19 protein-coding genes are annotated in these 19,367 nt (G+C 40.1%); 13 read left to right on the top strand and 6 right to left on the bottom strand.

Annotation, left to right across the window (positions count from 1 at the left end; translation table 11 throughout):
- Window positions 1-106 precede the first annotated feature (106 nt).
- From H0173_RS15135 to H0173_RS15120, 4 genes are all read right to left on the bottom strand, one after another.
- On the bottom strand, window positions 107-1,036 hold the full coding sequence (locus H0173_RS15135; RefSeq protein ID WP_221847355.1) for a DMT family transporter: 930 nt from the start codon (window positions 1,034-1,036) through the stop codon (window positions 107-109).
- Between the two features lie 201 nt (window positions 1,037-1,237).
- Window positions 1,238-2,029: a putative hydro-lyase gene (locus H0173_RS15130; RefSeq protein WP_221847354.1), complete on the bottom strand. Its 792-nt coding sequence runs from the start codon at window positions 2,027-2,029 to the stop codon at window positions 1,238-1,240.
- A 35-nt stretch (window positions 2,030-2,064) separates the two neighbouring features.
- Window positions 2,065-3,207 carry an NRAMP family divalent metal transporter gene (locus H0173_RS15125; RefSeq protein ID WP_396021248.1) on the bottom strand — a complete coding sequence of 381 codons (1,143 nt, stop codon included), beginning with the start codon at window positions 3,205-3,207 and terminating at the stop codon, window positions 2,065-2,067.
- Between the two features lie 97 nt (window positions 3,208-3,304).
- Window positions 3,305-4,075, bottom strand: a complete 771-nt coding sequence (locus H0173_RS15120; protein ID WP_221847352.1) for a LamB/YcsF family protein — start codon at window positions 4,073-4,075, stop codon at window positions 3,305-3,307.
- 278 nt (window positions 4,076-4,353) lie between these two features.
- Between H0173_RS15120 and pxpB the strand changes: the two genes are divergently transcribed.
- From pxpB to accC, 4 genes are read left to right on the top strand one after another with little or no spacing between them, the layout of a single operon-like run.
- Window positions 4,354-5,079, top strand: a complete 726-nt coding sequence (gene pxpB, locus H0173_RS15115; protein WP_221847351.1) for a 5-oxoprolinase subunit PxpB — start codon at window positions 4,354-4,356, stop codon at window positions 5,077-5,079.
- Complete coding sequence (locus H0173_RS15110) at window positions 5,076-6,092, top strand: 5-oxoprolinase subunit C family protein (RefSeq protein ID WP_221847350.1); 1,017 nt, start codon at window positions 5,076-5,078, stop codon at window positions 6,090-6,092. The genes pxpB and H0173_RS15110 overlap by 4 nt, the downstream gene beginning before the upstream one ends.
- Window positions 6,089-6,535 carry an acetyl-CoA carboxylase biotin carboxyl carrier protein gene (accB, locus tag H0173_RS15105; protein WP_221847349.1) on the top strand — a complete coding sequence of 149 codons (447 nt, stop codon included), beginning with the start codon at window positions 6,089-6,091 and terminating at the stop codon, window positions 6,533-6,535. Before H0173_RS15110 ends, accB begins: the two co-directional genes overlap by 4 nt.
- Before the next feature lies 1 nt (window position 6,536).
- On the top strand, window positions 6,537-7,892 hold the full coding sequence (gene accC, locus H0173_RS15100; protein WP_221847348.1) for an acetyl-CoA carboxylase biotin carboxylase subunit: 1,356 nt from the start codon (window positions 6,537-6,539) through the stop codon (window positions 7,890-7,892).
- A 50-nt stretch (window positions 7,893-7,942) separates the two neighbouring features.
- Here accC and H0173_RS15095 read toward each other — a convergent pair whose 3' ends face one another.
- On the bottom strand, window positions 7,943-8,695 hold the full coding sequence (locus H0173_RS15095) for an IclR family transcriptional regulator (protein ID WP_260631204.1): 753 nt from the start codon (window positions 8,693-8,695) through the stop codon (window positions 7,943-7,945).
- Between the two features lie 225 nt (window positions 8,696-8,920).
- On the opposite strand from H0173_RS15095, the gene spoIIQ reads away from it, so the two are divergent.
- Window positions 8,921-9,775, top strand: a complete 855-nt coding sequence (gene spoIIQ / locus H0173_RS15090) for a stage II sporulation protein SpoIIQ (RefSeq protein WP_221847347.1) — start codon at window positions 8,921-8,923, stop codon at window positions 9,773-9,775.
- A gap of 76 nt (window positions 9,776-9,851) precedes the next feature.
- Here spoIIQ and H0173_RS22900 read toward each other — a convergent pair whose 3' ends face one another.
- Entirely contained in the window at window positions 9,852-11,555 is a 1,704-nt protein-coding gene (locus H0173_RS22900) for a methyl-accepting chemotaxis protein (RefSeq protein ID WP_221847346.1), read from the bottom strand.
- A gap of 595 nt (window positions 11,556-12,150) precedes the next feature.
- Here H0173_RS22900 and spoIIID point away from each other — a divergent pair.
- The 8 genes from spoIIID to H0173_RS15045 all read left to right on the top strand — a co-directional run bounded on the left by spoIIID (window position 12,151) and on the right by H0173_RS15045 (window position 19,154).
- Window positions 12,151-12,423 (top strand): sporulation transcriptional regulator SpoIIID, encoded by a 273-nt coding sequence (spoIIID, locus tag H0173_RS15080; RefSeq protein ID WP_221847345.1) that lies wholly within the window; start codon window positions 12,151-12,153, stop codon window positions 12,421-12,423.
- Between the two features lie 429 nt (window positions 12,424-12,852).
- Complete coding sequence (gene mreB, locus H0173_RS15075) at window positions 12,853-13,854, top strand: rod shape-determining protein (RefSeq protein WP_221847344.1); 1,002 nt, start codon at window positions 12,853-12,855, stop codon at window positions 13,852-13,854.
- 957 nt (window positions 13,855-14,811) lie between these two features.
- Entirely contained in the window at window positions 14,812-15,633 is an 822-nt protein-coding gene (locus H0173_RS15070) for a flagellar hook-basal body protein (protein WP_221847343.1), read from the top strand.
- A 49-nt stretch (window positions 15,634-15,682) separates the two neighbouring features.
- Window positions 15,683-16,525, top strand: a complete 843-nt coding sequence (locus tag H0173_RS15065; RefSeq protein WP_221847342.1) for a flagellar hook-basal body protein — start codon at window positions 15,683-15,685, stop codon at window positions 16,523-16,525.
- Window positions 16,526-16,538: 13 nt separating this feature from the next.
- Window positions 16,539-16,811, top strand: a complete 273-nt coding sequence (locus H0173_RS15060) for a DNA-directed RNA polymerase subunit beta (RefSeq protein ID WP_221847341.1) — start codon at window positions 16,539-16,541, stop codon at window positions 16,809-16,811.
- 808 nt (window positions 16,812-17,619) lie between these two features.
- A complete protein-coding gene (gene fabZ, locus H0173_RS15055) occupies window positions 17,620-18,042 on the top strand; it encodes a 3-hydroxyacyl-ACP dehydratase FabZ (protein ID WP_221847340.1) in 423 nt (140 codons plus the stop codon).
- 137 nt (window positions 18,043-18,179) lie between these two features.
- Window positions 18,180-18,503 carry a hypothetical protein gene (locus H0173_RS15050; protein WP_221847339.1) on the top strand — a complete coding sequence of 108 codons (324 nt, stop codon included), beginning with the start codon at window positions 18,180-18,182 and terminating at the stop codon, window positions 18,501-18,503.
- A 165-nt stretch (window positions 18,504-18,668) separates the two neighbouring features.
- Window positions 18,669-19,154 carry a hypothetical protein gene (locus H0173_RS15045; protein WP_221847338.1) on the top strand — a complete coding sequence of 162 codons (486 nt, stop codon included), beginning with the start codon at window positions 18,669-18,671 and terminating at the stop codon, window positions 19,152-19,154.
- Window positions 19,155-19,367: the final 213 nt, after the last annotated feature.

Raw genomic sequence — 19,367 nt, 5'->3', positions numbered from 1 at the left:
TTTTCAGGAGGACATTAGGGGTAAACAGATTTACAGAGTAATATGAAAAAGGGGACGGTCTTAGCTTCTATATAAATAAGAAGCTAACGAACCGTCCCTTTGCATTTTAACATTCCTCTTCCTTTTTCCGTTTTTTCGGTAGAATAAGGGAAGTGAAATTCGCTTTATATTGGGGCTTATTTTGAAGATTGACAAAGCGAATACTCATGACTACAAGGAGTAGGCCGATAATGAGGGTATACGTGACTGTTTCACCTAAAAAAATCACTCCTAGAAGAACGGCAACAATCGGAATAAGAAACGTATAGGAACCCACTTTGCTTGCTTCACCAGCGCTGACAAGCTTGTAATAAAGAATATAGGCAAGCGGGATGCCGATTGTAGCCCCGAAACTTAGCCCGAGCTGGAATTGTGGGCGTCCCCATTCAATGCCAGACCAGCTTTCAAACACTGTACCGATTCCTAAAAGGACAACGCCTCCGATTATGCATTGAATGGCCACCATCCAATACGGGTCCACTTCATTACTAATCTTCTTTACATAAATAACACCGAAAGCCCAGCTAATCGCTGTCAGTAATCCAAGCGTTACCCCAATTGCTGAAATATGGACGATCAGTCCATCTACGCTTACAACAGCAATTCCAGCAAAACCAAGTAACAAGCCAATTATACGAATAAATGACAAATACTCACCAAGTATAAGCCAAGCGAAAAGGCCGAGTAATATCGGCTGAAAATAAACAAGAACGGAAAACAATCCACCGGGTAAAAAGAGTAAGCCTGCTGTTTGAAGGCCGAAAAAAAGGATTGAGTTGAAAAGTGTGGTGATGAGGTACTTTTTCCAATTGCTCTTCCACTTGATTGCCTTTCTTGTCTTCCAAATAATTAAAGCCAGCAATAAACCGCCTAGTAGTGCACGTAGTCCAGCATAAAGCAGGGGAGGCGAATAGGGTACTGCGATTTTATTAATTGGCCAGCTGGCTCCCCAGAGTAAAATAAGGACGTAAAGCATGATATTTGATTTTGTAAACATATTCTACCCCATTTCAACGACGATTAAATATGCCGTGATTGAATCGGAAAAGGTCAAAGAGACGATGAATGGTGCATCGCCTCAAAAAAATGAATGAAGAAATTAAATTATAACAACAGGAGTCCACTCCAGAAGGACGAAAAGCTTAAATGTCCACAAAGGGTGTCTGACACCATAGAGAGGCACCATAAAGGTGACATCCTAAAGGATGCTTAATTCCTTATCTTTGATGTCACTAATGAACATGCAGCCTGGTGCGTGAGTGATCATGATGGAGGGTTTGCTCTCCATGGCCACTGCTTGTGGCGTGACACCGCAAGCCCAGAATACGGGAACCTCGCCTTCCTTCAATGTTACGGAGTCTCCAAAGTCAGGTTTTGAAATATCGGAAATGCCAATTAGGCTTGGATCGCCGATATGGATGGGTGCACCGTGAACAGCAGGGAAACGTGATGTGATCTGAACGGCACGGATGGCATCCTCTGGTGACATTGGTCTCATACTAACGACAGTTGGACCTTCGAATATTCCTGCCTTTTCACACGAAATATTTGTTTTGTACATAGGAACATTACAATTTTCCTCGATATGGCGAATGGGAATGCCATTTTCAAGGAGCGGTGTTTCAAAAGTAAAGCTACAGCCAAGTAAGAAGCCAACCATGTCGTCTTCCCAATACTCAGTAATATCAGAAACCTCTTCAGTAAAAACACCATCTCTATAAATCCGATACTTCGGGATATCCTTACGAATATCTGCACCCTTAGCAATCATAGCAGGGACTGGGGAGCCAGGCTCTGTCACGTCTAATAAAGGACATGGCTTCGGGTTCCGTTGGCAAAATAGGAGAAAATCAAAAGCATGCTCCTTTTTTAAAATAACTAAATTCGCCTGTGTATTTCCTTTTGACATGCCAGCTGTTGGCCCAGTAATGACTTGCTTTCGAATAAGTGCTCTTATTTCGTGAGGCTCCAGCATTTCATAGTTTTCCATTAGCGATTCCCCCAAGTGGTTGGATTTTTATTTGATTACTTGAAAACCTGAGGTAACTGCTCGATTAAAGTAACTACACTTAAATATCCCATAATCACAACAACAATTCCGCCTGTAATGGTAAGCCATAACGGATGCTTATATTCACCGACAATATTCTTTTTATAGGCACCAATTAAAAGAGTTCCTAAAGCTAGTGGCAAAATAATCGCATTTAGCGCTCCAACGATTACTAAAATCGTGACAGGTCTGCCGACAAAGGCAAATGTTGCAGTCGAAACAACGATAAATCCAATAATGACCCAGTTTTTGTATTTCTCAATAGTTGGGTGGAACGAGCGGATAAATGAAACGGACGTGTAAGCTGCTCCGACAACAGAGGTAATGGCAGCTGCCCACATAATCACACCGAACATACGAAATCCGATATCACCTGCTGCTAGTTTGAATACAGAAGCCGGTGGATTGGCAGGATCAATGGCAAGTCCCTTTGAAACTACACCAAGAACTGCTAAGAAAAGTGCGACACGCATAATACCTGTAACTACAATCCCGGTAACCGAGCTTTTTGTTACTTCAGGCAAAGACTCAACACCTTTAATCCCAGCATCTAATAGACGATGTCCGCCAGCAAATGTAATATAACCGCCAACTGTACCGCCAACAAGCGTAACGATCGCGAAGATACTAATTTGTTCAGGTGCAAATGTGTTGACCAAGGCTTTCCCTACAGGGGGAGATGTCGTGAATGCAACATACAGCATGAGAAGGATCATAACTCCTCCAGCAAACTGAGCAAATCTATCCATTGCTTTCCCGGCTTCTTTAACGACAAAAATAAAGATGGCTACGGCAGCACTAATGACTGCACCGATAATCGGGTCGATTCCTAGCATTGCATTTAGACCTAAACCAGCGCCGGCTACGTTTCCAATATTAAAAGCCAAGCCGCCACAAACGATAAGGATAGCTAGAAAAACGCCGAGTCCCGGCAAAACTTTATTGGCAATTTCTTGTCCACGCAATCCTGATACAGCAATAATGCGCCAAATGTTAATTTGGGCAAAGACATCGAGTAATAATGATATTAAAATAACAAATGCAAAGCTTGCTGCCAGCTGCTGCGTAAATACAGTCGTTTGTGTTAAAAATCCAGGTCCAATTGATGAAGTAGCCATTAAAAAGGCTGCACCAAGTAAGACGCTTCTAGTTGCTTTTTTCTTTACTGAGCTTCCACTGCTTTTTTGTGTGGAATCAATTTTTGGCACTCCCATGTTAAGCCTCCCACTTACAGATCGCAGATACTGTAATATTGTTTTTTTCCAGCATTTCGTTAATATACTTTGCGAAGTCTAGTGCGTGTTCACCATCACCGTGAATACAAATCGTATCTGCACGCAACGATACTTCTGTCTTCTGCTGGGAAATGACTTTCCCCTCTGTCACCATCTTCACAACTTGTGAAGCGGAATGCTCTTGATCAGTAATCATTGAATCTGATTGTGACCGGGAAGTTAAGGTTCCATCCGCTTGATATGTACGATCAGCGAATACTTCATGAGCTGTCCGAAGACCCAGCTTTTCACCTGCTTTCGTTAGTTCACTGCCAGCAAGTCCAAATAGAATTAATGAGGGTGAAACATCATAAACAGCCTGTGCAATGGCCTCAGCAAGTTTTGCATCTTTTGCTGCCATATTATAAAGCGCACCATGGGGTTTTACGTGCTGCATTTTTTCATTGAATGTCGATAAAAATCCTTGCAGTGCTCCAATTTGATATACGACCATGTCATAGGCTTCTTGTGGGGTAATTGCCATTTCCCGACGCCCGAAGCCGTTTAAATCTGGCAGGCCAGGGTGAGCTCCAATTTTGACACCATTGGCAATCGCAATCTTTACCGTTTCTCGCATCACAGTTGGATCTCCGCTATGGAAACCACAAGCAATATTGGCAGATGTAACGAATTTCAATATTTCTTCCTGGTTCTCAAGCTTGTACCGACCAAAACTTTCCCCTATATCACAATTTAAATCGACCTGAAACATCTTTTCTCCCCTCCGAAATGACAGATATTTTTTTAAAAAGTAAGCGTTATCATCTCTAAGTTTCGTTATTCGGAACTTGAGTTTTGAAACATAAACCGATTCTAGCATAATTATTTTTTCTTGAAAAGATGTATTTACAAAATAGTGAGAAAAATTGAATTTATTGTCGTTTTCACTATTTTCGTACTTGTTTTTTAACATCAGTAAATTATAATGTGATTAGTATCCGTCTATCAGAACGTAAGTACCGAAATTCGAAACTAAGAGGAGCTGTTTTAATGATACATCAGAAAAAAAATGCACAAATTAGGCCTCTTGGGGATTCTGCAATAGTGATTCAGTTAGGCGAGGGGATATGCCCTACCACACATGAAAAGGTGAAAAGTTTAGCAAACTTGTTAGAAAAAAAGCCGTTTGCCGGATTGACTGAAGCGGTTCCGTCTTATAATAGTCTGACTGTTTACTATAATCCTGTTGCTGTTTATTTTTCTAATGAAAATAAAGAGTTCGTTAGTCCTTATAAAAAAGTAAGTGCTTTCATTTTGCGATTAATGGATGAATTATCATCAGATGAAGCAACTGATCAACGGCTTATCACGATTCCAGTTGCATATGGAGGAGAGTTTGGTCCGGATCTAGAGGATGTTGCGGAGTTCAATAGGCTTTCGGTTGAAGAAGTCATAGAAATTCATTCTGGAAATGAATATTTAGTTTATATGATTGGCTTTGCGCCTGGATTCCCGTTCATGGGGGGGATGGATGAGAGAATAGCTACTCCACGCAAGGAATCTCCCCGTCTTGCGATCACACCTGGATCGGTTGGAATTGCTGGAAAACAAACAGGCATCTATCCACTGGAAACACCAGGTGGATGGCAAATTATCGGCCGCACTCCACTTGATTTATTTCTTCCGGAGCTTACACCGCCGACCCTGCTGCAATCCGGAGATAAAATTCGTTTTGTGCCAATTTCCCATGAAGAGTATAAGGAGATGAAACAATGAGTGTGAAAGTCCTTCATCCTGGATTAATGACAACAATTCAAGACTTAGGGAGATTCGGTTCGCAGAAATTTGGTGTGATCGTTAGCGGGGCAATGGATCCACTTTCACTAAGAATCGCTAACTTACTCGTCGGAAACGGTGAAGGGGAAGGGGCTCTTGAAGTTACCCTATTGGGGCCAACTCTCGAATTTGATCGTGATGGGTTAATCGCCATTACTGGCGGTTATTTGCAGCCTATGATTGATGGGGAAGCTGTCCCAATGTGGCGGCCAATTCTTATTCGTAAAGGGTCGATTTTACAATTCAAATCTGCTATTAAAGGGTGCAGGGCGTATGTCGCCTTCGCTGGCGGAATTGATGTTCCCGCAAGCATGGGAAGCAAAAGCACTTATTTACGAGCTGCGATTGGCGGATATCTAGGAAGAGCTTTGCAAAATGGAGATGTGTTTGATTGTGTTGGCAACTACAGTACAGTAAGCCAGTCCCTCATTCAACAGCTGGAAAAAAGACCCTCTTCTTTTACATGGTCGGTAAATTATCCAGAGTTTATTAACCTAAATAGAACACAAACGATTCGAGTCATACAAGGGGCCGAGTTCAAGCGTTTCGATGCAGCTAGTCAAGAAGCGTTTTTCTCGAAGCCGTATACATTAACAACCCAAGCAGATCGGATGGGCTACCGGTTAGAAGGAGAAACGATCAGACTATCCGAGAAATTCGAACTCCTATCAGAGGGAGTGACATACGGCACCATTCAAGTACCTTCGAATGGTCAGCCAATCATCTTAATGGCCGATCGCCAAACGACTGGCGGTTATCCGAAAATCGGTCAAGTTATTTCTGCGGATTTGCCAAGCTTAGCCCAGCTCCAGCCCAACTCTATGATTTTGTTTGAAGAAGTATCACTAGAGCAAGCGGAAATCGAACTGCTGAAACAAGAGCAGCAGCTTCGCAAAGTAGCAACTGGAATCCGAATTAAAGCCTTATTTGAAAGAGAGGACAAGGGAAGATGAATATCGCCGAATTAAAAGAAATAGTAGGGATCATTGAAAAATCTTCTATTGATATATTGAAGCTGGAGAAAGGGGATTTTAAGCTTTTTTTCCAAAAGCAAGGTGCTGGAAATGCTTCGATCAGTATAGAAAATAAAGATGAGAAACAGCAGCATGCTCCAATAGAAGCGGCAGAGCTTCCAGTCATTCAAGAAGACAGTCTCCATATCATTAAAGCCCCGATGATTGGTACCTTCTATGCACGTCCAAATCCAGAGGCTGAGCCCTTCGTTGGGGTAGGATCAACGGTTACCGAAAGTGAGCCGGTCTGCATTCTTGAGGCCATGAAGCTATTGAATGAGGTGGCAGCTGGCGTCAAGGGGGAAATCATTGAGATTTTAGTAGAAGACGGACAAGTTGTTGAATACGGGCAGCCATTGTTTACCGTGAAGGTGAGTGAATGAAATGCTTGGAAAAATATTAATTGCGAATCGAGGAGAAATTGCTGTCAGAATTATTAGGGCGTGCAAGGAGCTCAATATTAAAACGGTGGCTATCTTCTCGGAAGCAGATCGGGAGGCACTCCATACAAAAATGGCGGATGAAGCCTATTGTGTTGGACCAGCACCATCAAAAGATAGCTATTTACATATCGAAAATATCTTGAATATTGCGCTATTAAGTAATGTCGATGGAATTCATCCCGGCTATGGCTTTCTTGCAGAAAATGCGGAGTTTGCAGCATTATGTGAGGAAGCTGGTATTGTCTTTATCGGTCCATTACCTGATTCTATTCGCAGAATGGGGATCAAGGACATTGCTAGGCAAACGATGAAAGATGCGGGGGTTCCGATTGTTCCAGGTTCTGACGGAATTACTAATGATTTTGAGGAAGGCATCAAGATTGCCGAAGAGATTGGGTTTCCAGTCATTATTAAAGCAACAGCAGGCGGAGGCGGAAAAGGAATTCGTGTTGCCAGGGACGCTGAAAGCTTAAGAAAAGGGCTTGAAATTACCCAGCAGGAAGCGGCAACAGCCTTTGGTAATCCTGGCGTTTATTTAGAAAAATTTATTGAGGACTTCCGTCATGTCGAAATTCAAATTCTAGCTGATAAATTTGGAAATGTCATTCATCTTGGTGAGCGAGATTGTACGATCCAGCGCAGAATGCAGAAATTAATTGAAGAAACCCCTTCCCCGGCTCTTTCAGCAGGGACGCGTGCAAAAATGGGGGAGGCAGCGATTCAAGCTAGTAAAGCAGTCAACTATGTTGGGGCTGGAACGGTTGAATTTATTTACGATTATAAGAATGACTTATTCTACTTCATGGAAATGAATACACGTATTCAAGTGGAGCATACAATTACTGAAATGGTCACAGGCGTCGATTTGGTTCAAGAACAGCTTCGAATTGCTTCCGGTTTTCCGTTGCTCCTTCAGCAGGAAGATATTACACTTTCAGGCTGTTCAATCGAATGCCGAATTAATGCAGAGAATCCTGCGAATAACTTCATGCCATCACCGGGAAAAATAACGGAATATATGCCGCCTGGAGGATTAGGTGTTCGCGTTGACTCCTCTGTCTATACAGGGTACACCATTCAGCCGTTCTATGATTCGATGGTGGCAAAATTAATTGTGCATGGAAAAACGAGAGACGAAGCAATTCGGAAAATGAAACGGGCTCTTGATGAATTTTCGGTAGAAGGTGTTCATACAACTATTCCATTTCATCAATCCTTATTAGAAAATGAGATATTTACAAGCGGGGATTTTAACACGAATTTTCTTGAAACCTATAATATGAAGCAACCAGGATAAACTAGAATGAACGGGACGGTCTATTTTATATAAAGACTGTCCCATTTTTTTTATTTTACATATCCTAATTGTCTAGAAATCTCCCTGGCAACTTGTTTTGCTTTAGTTGCGTATAATTCAACGTTTTCGCCTTTGTAATTTGCTTCGATGCCTGCGATGCTGATGCCGGCAATTACTTCACCTTTGTGGTTGAAGATGGGCGTTGCTACTGCTGATGTATAATTCTCCAATTCGGAATGGCTAATGGTATAACCATCGATTCTTGCCTGTTTAATCGTTTCATAGAGCCTTTCTTTATCGGTAATAGTCCCAAGAGCAAACGATTTGAGCTCAGTTGCTTCGAGATAAGCATGTATTTCCGAATCTGGCAAAAAGGACAGAATCGATCGAGAACATGCCCCGGCATAAAGCGGGCTCTTTCTTCCAATTGCTGTATAAAGCCGAACCTTTTGTTTTGCATCAATTTTTTCAATATACACAGCTTCATTGCCATCTCTAACAATTAAGTTAATCGCTTCTTTTACATCATTATGTAACTCATTCATTAATGGATAGGCAATCTGGCGAATATCAAGCCTGCTCGAAACGAGATGACCGAACGTAAGAAACAATAGTCCTAATCGGTATTTCGAATCCTTGCCTTTTTCCAGAAGCTCCATCTCCTCTAATGACATAAGCATCCGATAAACGGAGGTCTTTGGAATCCCGGTTAAATCGATAATCTCCTGAAAAGTTAATTCAGGATGCTCAATAAATAGATTTAGAATATCCATGGAACGCACAACTGTTTTATTTTTACTCAACTAATAATAGTCCCCTTTCAACATCCCTGTTTGGACTTATTCTTTACACCTATCATAATTCACTTTTTATCATTGGAAAAGGAAAAGCAGGGATCAGGTTCACTTTTTAAAAAAATCTATGAATAATTTCTATTTGTTTGTCGAAAAATAAACCAAAAAAATATTTTTAAACAAATGTATATAATTCTTCTAATCTGTTCAGAATGATTGCTGAGGTGATGATAAATGAGAGAGGAAGAAAAGAAACGATCTTCTCAAAATTCCAGCTTTAAGCGCTTTTTAAAGAAGCGTTGGGCATTCCCAGCGATCTACATTGCAGCAGCAGCAATCATTCTAACCGGGGTTCTTTGGTACCAAAATGTAAACAATAATGCAGCGAATCCAGATGTGGATTACAATGCAACAGATGTACCGGGGAAAAAGTTTAATGAACCAGCAATCGAAGTAAACCGTTCGATGGAAAACTTCATGATGCCTGTTAAAGATGCCGATGCAGCCGTTATTAAAAGACATTTCTATGATATGAATGGCGATGCAAAGGAACAAGAGGCAGCTCTAGTCCTATACGAAAATCAATATCATCCAAACACAGGAATTGATATTGGTTCGAAGGACGGCGAAACATTTGATGTTGTTGCTTCATTAAGCGGAACTGTTACAAAGGTTGATGAAGATGTGCTGTTGGGAAATGTCATTGAAATTGAACATGACAAAGGAATTGTAACGCAGTATCAATCTGTTAAAGAGGTCAGTGTCGAGGTTGGCGATCAAGTAAAGCAAGGTCAAGTGATTGCAAAAGCAGGCCAAAGCATGTTTGATGAAGAAACAGGTGTCCATGTACACTTTGAGATTCGTAAGGACAATGTAGCCTTGAATCCGCATGATTTCTTCCAAAAGCCATTAAGTACGCTACAAGAGCTGAAAGAGGAAGATCAAACTAAGGCAGCCGATGATCAAAAAGCTGTAGATTCTGAGGATGAAGCAGATCAAGATGGTACAATCGATGAAGATAAAAAATCCGAAGAAGATAAAGCAGATGATAAAATGAAAGAGGACAACAAAGATTCCTCTAATGCATAGTATTAATAAGGAATAAAAAAACCGCTTTCGGCTTACACCAGAATAGGTGAAGCTGTGAGCGGTTTTTTTTTATATATTATTGTACCTTAAATTGATTGACTATAATCTTCAATTCGTCGGCCATTTTGCTGAGGACATTTGTAGAGGATGAAATTTCCTCCATCGTTGCGTTTTGCTCCTCTGCTGCAGCGGCCACATTTTGTGCCCGGTTATTCGCATCTGAGGAAAGCTGAGCCACCTCTTCAATGATTTGCTGCATATTGTGGGTGCTGGCATTCACTTGTTCAATAACGGCTGATATTTCTTCTGTTTGTGAAGAAACATTTTCAATCATCCTAGCAATATCGAGGAAGCTTGTTTGCGTGGATTTTGCCATTTCAATGCCTTCCTCCACATTTTGAAGGGATTTATCCATCGCATCATTTGCTTCCGTGATTTCAAAACGAATTGTCTCAATAAGGGAACGTATTTCGTTAGCCGCACCGTTTGATTGCTCAGCAAGCTTACGAACTTCATTTGCGACAACAGCAAATCCCTTACCGTGTTCACCAGCACGAGCCGCTTCAATCGCTGCATTTAGTGCTAATAAATTCGTTTGATCCGTGATTGCCGTAATTAGTGTTACAATACGCTCAATTTCCTTCGATTTTTCCTCAAGAGACGTGACAAGCTGGGCAGTAGACTGGGATGATTGCTGGATATCATTCATTTTATCCATCGTCTTTTGCATGACCGATGTACCGTCTGCAGTTGCTTCAGTAGTGGAGGTCGCTAAAGCTGAAACTTGCCCAACTGATTTTGAAGCCTGATCCATTCCTCTATTAATTTCCTGAATAATTTCCTTACTCATCGTTGTACTTGTCTGCTGTGCAGAAGATCCCTCTGAAATCTCTGATATTGCTTCCGTGACTTGTGTTAGCGCCTTTGCTGTTTCCTCGGAGCTGACTGCTAATTCTTCAGAAGTCGATGCCACTAGGGCAACATTGGAATCGATATTATGAACAATCTCTTTTAAGTTCTCTAGCATTTGGTTAAAACTTGTCGCCATATCACCAATTTCGTCACGGTTTTTTAAATGGATTTCACCAACAGTCAGGTCGCCGGTTGCCATTCTGCTAAACTTCTCAGACATCATGACCATTGGTCTTTGGATAATCCGAAGCAAGAAAAGGCTTACAAGAATAACGAAAATAATGGCGAAAACAACAAGGCTTAGCATGACAATGTTATTTAAGTCAGAAAGCTTCTTCCCTTCGTTTGCCACAGCTGTTGAATTGTTCTCATGAATAATGACTAAGTTATCTAGGTTTTCTTGCATTTTATTAAAAGCAATTTCCGCTTCATAGGATTTTAAAATCGCCTCATCTGTACGCTTCCCTTTTTTCAGTGCAATAAGTTCTTTGGAAAGGGAAATATAGTCATTCCACTTTTTTCTAAGCTCCCCAGTGTTTTGCATCGCATCTGCTTGTTTCAATGACTTTTCATAATCATCTAAAAGGGTATTTGTTTCCTTTTCAAGCTGGGTTAACTCATTTTGATATGTATTCATAAACTTTTCATCTTTTGATAATAATAACTTATCCGTCGTTGCTAAATAATGTTCAGTAATAAAATTGATGTCTCCAATTTTTATTACTTGGGGCAGTACTTCTGAGTTAATTGTGCTTGCATTTTTATTAAGATTGCTAGAAGTAAAAAATGAGGAAACACAAATAATCCCTATTAATAGTAGTAAAGCTCCGAATATGGTTAAAATCTTTTTACGCAATGACCATCTCATTGGTATTCCCCTCTCAAGTCACGACACATGGCTCTATTTATAAAAACTAAACAATTATTTTGTATTTTATTCATTAAATGGAATGATAACGTAAAAAAAATAAAGTGCTTTTTTGATAACCACTCCTATAATTTATTTCGACAAAATTTGCAGGATACATGAATTAATAATATATAAAGTTTGAATGTTAGAAAAGTACTTTTTTTAATAAAATTGAAATAAATATTACAAAATATTTACAAAGGAACAAGAGATGTCCGTATAAAAATGTGATTAATTTTAGCTAAAATCATAAATTTAGGCTGAATTTTCAAAAAATTATTAAGATACCTTGTCCCTATTATGTTTTTCGTGCATATATCTGCAACCAAGCTAATAGACTGTTACAAACCTTACAAAGAGAGTGGTTGAGGTGAGGAGTCGTTTTGCAGATAGTACTGAATGTGCCTTAGGACATGTTTATTCACCGCAAGTTCAGAAAGTAAACGCTTTCTGCCGTGTGGGGACAAATCCCATGCGGAACAGAGTATAGATCGGAGCGAAAAGCGAGTCTCATTTCACACTTCTCACATCCAATTTAGGGAGGGCGAGTGGTGTGCACGATTACATCAAAGAGAGAACTATCAAGATTGGAAAGTATATCGTGGAGACGAGAAAAACAGTTCGCGTGATTGCGAAGGAGTTTGGCGTATCCAAAAGTACAGTCCATAAAGACTTAACAGAAAGACTACCTGAAATTAACCCTGAACTGGCGAATGAAGTGAAGGAAATTCTAGATTACCATAAATCAATCCGACATTTACGCGGGGGAGAAGCGACAAAAATGAAGTATAAAAAAGAAGAAGCGGAGGAGGAGGTCATCAAGTAGAGAAGCCAAATAATTGGGGTTACACGCGTGCAAAAATTGTACTAACCTTACTAAAGAGCAATCAGTCACATGGCAGACTGGTTGCTTTTTTAATTCGAAAGTTATTAGGAGAATAGACCCTTCCCTTAGTCACGACAAAATTCATCAAAAACCCTCGCAAATACTGACAAAAAATTATTTAATTCTTATTGAGTGTGGTAGAATATTGAATTAGGATAGAACTTGATTCGTATGATCAATAAGTCTGTTATGTAAGAAGTAGAGCTCTATTTTTGGAGTAAATGTTGAAAAATTGTGAATATAGCGACGTTCGCTTAGTATAGCTAAAAAACATAGGGTATGTGCTAGGTTTTTCTGCCTAGTGCTTGATTATGTCCATAAGCCTATGGCGGACAATGCAGGCAGAAGTTAAGGAGGAAAGAATAGAGAATGTTTGCGAGGGATATTGGAATAGACTTAGGAACGGCTAACGTGCTCATTCACGTTAAGGGCCGCGGAATTGTATTAAATGAACCATCTGTTGTGGCAATTGACCGTAATACGAACAAGGTGCTTGCTGTTGGTGAGGAAGCTCGACGCATGGTCGGACGTACACCAGGCAATATTGCAGCGATTCGTCCGCTTCGTGATGGAGTGATCGCGGATTTCGATGTAACAGAAGCAATGCTGAAGCATTTTATTAATAAATTGAATGTTAAAGGCTTTCTTTCAAAGCCTCGTATTTTAATTTGCTGCCCAACAAATATCACAAGTGTTGAGCAGAAAGCTATTAAAGAAGCTGCTGAAAAGAGCGGCGGAAAGAAAATTTATTTAGAGGAAGAACCGAAAGTTGCGGCAATCGGAGCGGGCATGGATATTTTCCAGCCAAGCGGAAACATGGTTGTTGACATCGGCGGCGGAACGACAGATGTTGCCGTTTTATCAATGGGCGATATTGTTACTTCTTCTTCTATTAAAATGGCTGGGGATGCTTTTGACAGCGAAATTCTTCAGTACATTAAACGTGAATACAAGCTTTTAATCGGGGAAAGAACGGCTGAGAATATTAAAACAAGCATCGGAACCGTATTCCCTGGATTAAAAAATGAAGAAATGGAAATTCGCGGACGTGACATGGTTTCAGGCTTGCCAAGAACAATTACTGTCCGTTCTGAAGAAATTGAAAGAGCATTAAGAGAATCGGTTGCTGTCATTGTACAAGCTGCGAAAAGTGTACTTGAACGCACTCCGCCAGAGCTATCTGCAGATATCATCGATCGCGGTGTCATTTTAACAGGCGGTGGTGCGCTGCTGCATGGCATCGATACCCTTCTTGCTGAAGAGCTAAAGGTACCTGTCTTAATTGCTGAGAACCCAATGGACTGTGTAGCGATTGGAACAGGCATCATGCTTGATAATATTGATAAGCTGCCAAAGCGCAAGCTTGGATAATTTTTTGATAAAGTCGAGTATAAAACCGTAACGGGTGCACTTTTTGAGTACAAATAGCATGTTAAATCGCGTATGATTTGCATGCTATTTTTTATTGTTATAAAAACGTTTATGACAATTTTATATAAACATTCTCATAGGCTAAAACGGTTGTTACTATTTTACAAGTTTCAGAACTCTTATTTATATCGCGACAGGGATAGGGCTGAAGGGCTTTCAATTTTTGAACGAAGGCTCCTGTACAATAAGAAGTCTTGTCCTTAATTAAGTAACTAGCGAAAGTAACATAATCGGAGATTTTCCGGTTAAATTCAGAATGGAGCTTGTTTCAAGCAAAATAAGCGGAGGTTTTCCGGTTATGCCAAGCAAAATCCCCCATTTTTATTTTTTTCGAGTCAATAGGCGGAATTCCTCCGGCTATTTAATCTATTTCCAATGCAATTTACTCATTAAGCGAAATTATTCCGTCTATTTATCAGATCTAGTGCTTATCTGATCACCCAACTGATAATAGCGGATCTTTCTAGTCTCCCAAACCTTAATGATAGGCATTTACTAAAAACCATCGAAAGTGCTAACAACTACCCGCTTAAACTGATAATATAAATGACTTTGAATTTTCACCGTTAATATTCGGATGCGAAAAAGCATGATGATTATATTGCAATCACCATGCTTTTTACTACGTTATTTGTACTGATATTTATGATTTTGCACTTCAAAAGAGAACCGATAATAAAATCGTTATTGGTTTTATGCTCGTTTTTTTTTATCCAAATAAACCTTTCCAGCCGATAAGAACATGTTAAAATAGGATGTATATTAGGAAACTTTCTACAAAAATCTGTTAGTTCTTACTTTTTTCTTCAAAATACTAATGTTTATTCTGCGAATTTTTTCTATAATAGGAATAAACGATACTTACATATAATGAAAAGCTTCTAATGAGGTGGACTTATGTTCAGAGGATTTTATACAGTTGCGTCCGGTATGCTGGCACAGCAGAAAAGGACTGAAATGTTAACGAATAATATGGCCAATGCGAATACACCTGGATTTAAAGCTGATCAGTCAGCTATGCGTGCATTTCCAGAAATGCTGCTGCAGCGCTTTGATCAGGAAGTCATCCCGACAGAAAATGGGCTTCGTTTGCCAATTAACCGCCGCATTGGCGAGCTGAATACAGGGGTGTATATGCAGGAAGCGATGCCAGCCTTTTTGCAGGGAGATTTAAAGGAAACTGGCATTAAGACTGACATGGCTTTGCTTGATGTGTCCATGCCTGAAAAGGGCAGTGTGTTTTTTACAGTGGCTGGTCCAAACGGTGAGCGGCAGTATACGAGAAACGGCAATTTCACAGTCGACGGGCAAGGATTTTTAACAACAGCAAGCGGGGGCTACGTGTTAGATGTTGCGGGCAATCCGATTCAATTATCGAGTGATACTTTTACTGTTAATGAAAATGGTGTAGTGACAGGAGAGGGCGGCGAAACAGCTAGGCTTGGAATCGCTTTTGCACCGGACGCCAACCGCCTTATGAAGCTAGGAGACGGGCTATTTCGCACAGAGGATGGCAACCCGCTAGCTAACGCTTATAATGAGGCAGGAGCTCAATTTAAGCTTCAGCAAGGATTTGTCGAGCGATCTAATGTAGATGTCGGAAGAACGATGACTGAGATGCTATCGGCTTACCGTGCATTTGAAGCGAATCAGAAGGTGCTGCAGGCATACGACCGCAGTATGGAAAAGGCTGCGAACGAAATTGGTCGTATCGGCTAATTTATGCGCAAAGTGATATACGTTATTTTGCGAATAAGGGGGAATAATCATGAATAGAACGATGATTACAGCACAAAACACATTAACCCAGCTGCAAAAGCAAATGGATATTGTTAGTAATAATATGGCGAACATCGACACAACCGGCTATAAACGCAGAGAATCGAATTTCACGGATCTGCTGTTTCAGCAATATAATAATCAGACTATCCCGAATCTCGAGGTGAACCGCTTAACACCGAATGGCGTTCGCCAAGGAGTCGGAGCGAAACTGGCACAATCTCAAATGGTAGGAAGCCAAGGCAGCATAAAGAGTACGGACCGGTCACTGGATATGGCTTTAACAGCGGAGGGGCAATATTTTAAAGTGCTCGAGCAGAGTGAAAATGGTTCTGCAATTCGCTACACAAGGGACGGAGCATTCTACCTGACTCCTCTATCAGCAAACGAGAATATGCTTGTAACGAGCAATGGCTACCCGGTTCTGGATGAAAATAATAATCCGATCACGATTAACGGTGATGTGAAGGAATTTGTTTTACAGGATGGCGGCCGTTTAACCGCTTCTTTGGGGAATGGTGGATCGAGTGAATTTAATCTCGGCGTTGTCCGTGTGAAGAAGTCTCAGTTTTTAGAGCAAAAGGGGGGCAATCTCCTTGGTTTGCCAGAAAATGCTGGAGAGTTAAATACACCAATTGAGGATATTTTAACTGAACTCAATGGCCCATTGAGAAACCAAATTTCAATGCAGCAGCGCGCACTTGAACAATCCAATGTGGATATGTCCAAGGAGATGACTGAGCTCATTAATATGCAGCGTGCTTATCAATTCCAATCAAGATCGATCTCCATTGCTGATCAAATGATGGGACTCGTTAATGGAATTCGTTAAAGGGGAACGGAAAATGTCAACAAACAACAATAATCAAGAAGCAGCAAATACGCGTGGACAATTAAAAAAAGAACGCAAAAGCTTAGCGGAAGCAAGGCGCAACCGCCGCATCCGGGTGCGCATAATTCCTATTTGGCTGCGGATTATCATTGTTGCGATGCTCATTACGATTAGCGGCATCGCCGGAGCCGCATTCGGGTATGGGGTCATGGGCGGCGGCGATGCGAAAGATATATTCCAAAAATCTACTTGGACGCATATTAGGGACTTAGTGGAGAAAGAATAGGGAAAAACGGGGCCTTGTTGGGGCCTCTTTTTTGTGTTGTGGTTAGTACTTGTTGCTTTGGCAGGGGGTGCAGGGTTGGAATCTATCCTGGCTGCGCTTAATGAACTGGTTTTAAGAAAAGAACGAATGAATCGCTCACATAGGAATGTTCAATGTACTGATTTTAAGAAAAGAACGCGAATGAATCGCTCACATAGGAGCGTTTAATGTACTCGTTTTTGAAAAGAATGAGTGAAACGTCAACAAGGAGCGTTCAATGAACTGGTTTAAAGAAAAGAACGAATGAATCGGTAACATAGGAGTGTTCAATGTACTCGTTTTATGAAAAGAATGAGTGAAACGTCAATATAGGAGCGTTTAATGTACTCGTTTTTTGAAAAGAATGAGTGAAACGTCAACATAGGAGTGTTCAATGTAACGGTTTTAAGAAAGAAAGAATGAATCGCTACATAGGAATGTTCAATGTACTCGTATTTTGAAAAGAATGAGTGAAACGTGAACATAGGAGTGTTCAATGTAACGGTTTTATGAAAAGAATGAGTAAAACGCCAACATAGGAGCGCTCAATGTACTGGTTTTAAGAAAAGAATGAATGAATCGCTACATAGGAATGTTCAATGTACTCGTTTTATAAAAAGAAGGATCCAAATGCTACCATTAGAAAGTTTTTTCAACAAAAAGTACACATCCAATAAAAATTTGTCCCAAAGCCGAATGATATAAAAACTTATCCTACTCTTAAAACTTCCCGTTTCACTCATTTTTTAGTAAAATAACTATAACCTAATATTAGGAGGAGGTACTAATTATGCTAGATGTAAATCAAATTAAAGAAATTATTCCTCACCGCTATCCGTTTTTGCTTGTTGATCGAATTTTAGAGGTGGAGGAAGGTCATAAGGCGATTGGAATTAAAAATGTAACAGCGAATGAGGAGTTTTTTAACGGGCATTTTCCTGATTATCCCGTGATGCCTGGGGTTCTAATTGTAGAAGCGTTAGCTCAGGTTGGAGCGGTTGCTATGCTGATGAAAGAAGAAAACCGAGGCCGCCTTGCCTTTTTCGCGGGGATTGATAAATGTCGTTTTAAAAGACAGGTAAAGCCTGGAGACCAATTGCGTTTAGAGGTTGAGATTATTCGTCTGAAAGGGCCGGTTGGAAAAGGTAAAGCAGTTGCCACTGTAGACGGAGAGCTAGTTTGTGAAACAGAAATCATGTTTGCGTTACAATAATAATGTTCCATCCTAAAGCCGGCATCTATCATGCTGGCTTTATTTTTTATGCAAGTTGCAGAGGTTTTTGGGAAATATAACAGGAGACCCGTAAAAACGGTCCAACAACAATAATATTTCGAAAGGGGCTTTTTCGAATGAATAAAAAGCTTTTAAAGATTATTGGCGGCTCTGTTCTTGCAGCGATGTTACTGTCCGGATGTGCTACAAATGACCAAGAACCACCTCCGGAAAACCAAAACAATAATATTAAAACGCCAAATGGTGACAATGGCGACTTCAACACGAACGATAATAAAAATGCACCAGGTCTCGACGATACGAATCAAGACCGTAATGATGACATGAACGGCAACCTAAACAATAATAAAAATGATATCATCAATGATAATGATATCAATAATGGTCATGATATGAATAACGATCATAATAAGAATATGATGAAGGATCATAACGATTAAAGTAGAGATAAATTGACCGGAATATAAAATAAATCCTTTATGGGCAGGAAAAATTCCTGTCCTTTTTTTGTTTCTAACAATCAGAATTATTTCAAATGTTATTATTAACATGTTAATGTAACTTTATAGTATGGCGAATAAATAGATAGGAGGACTTTTATAAGGATGGAGTTTAAAGATCTTTGGGACACCAAAATTACTCAAACTATTATAATCGTATTTAAACAATACATGGGAAGCATTAATTGGGAAGTGAAGCAAGTTAGGTTTCATGAATTTATAAATATGTGGATTGAATATTTAAATCATGATTCTTTTGTTAACGATGAAATAAAGAAGAATCCGAGTTTCCGCGATGATTTAACAGCAGAAATAAATATTTTACTGGAAAAAGTCTTTAATGAAGAACAGAATAAGGATAAAGAATCTGGTTTGATTATAAAAATGAAGGAACTGTTAAAAAAAGCAGAACAATTAAGGTGTGCCACGGATCAGGAGCTTAAATATGCTTCAATCCTTTACTTTCATGCTTATGGAGAGGAGCTTCCTTTACGTAATTACTGTAAGCAGGACATTGAATATATTATAGAGCAACTAAAAATGAAGCTTGAAGAAGGCACTGAACCGTTTAGAAATTCTATTGTACATTAATTAATGAGAAAAAGGGGTCAGACTATATGTATCCGACTCTCCTTATGATTTTTTGATTAGGCTCTTTTCTAAAAGATTGTTGCATTTTTAGAAATATTTAAAGCACAAAGTGGATTGGAGCGGAAGGCACTTGACTCCTGTGGGAGATAGAGGAAAGGTCGAGACCCCACAGACGGAACGGCGAGTTATCATGAACGAAACTAGCTCCTTACT

This window comes from Bacillus sp. S/N-304-OC-R1, from assembly GCF_019749375.1.
In the GTDB taxonomy this organism is placed as follows: domain Bacteria; phylum Bacillota; class Bacilli; order Bacillales; family Cytobacillaceae; genus Cytobacillus.
Note: the sequence above shows the minus strand (reverse complement) of the source record. Positions and strands in the feature narration are given on the sequence as shown.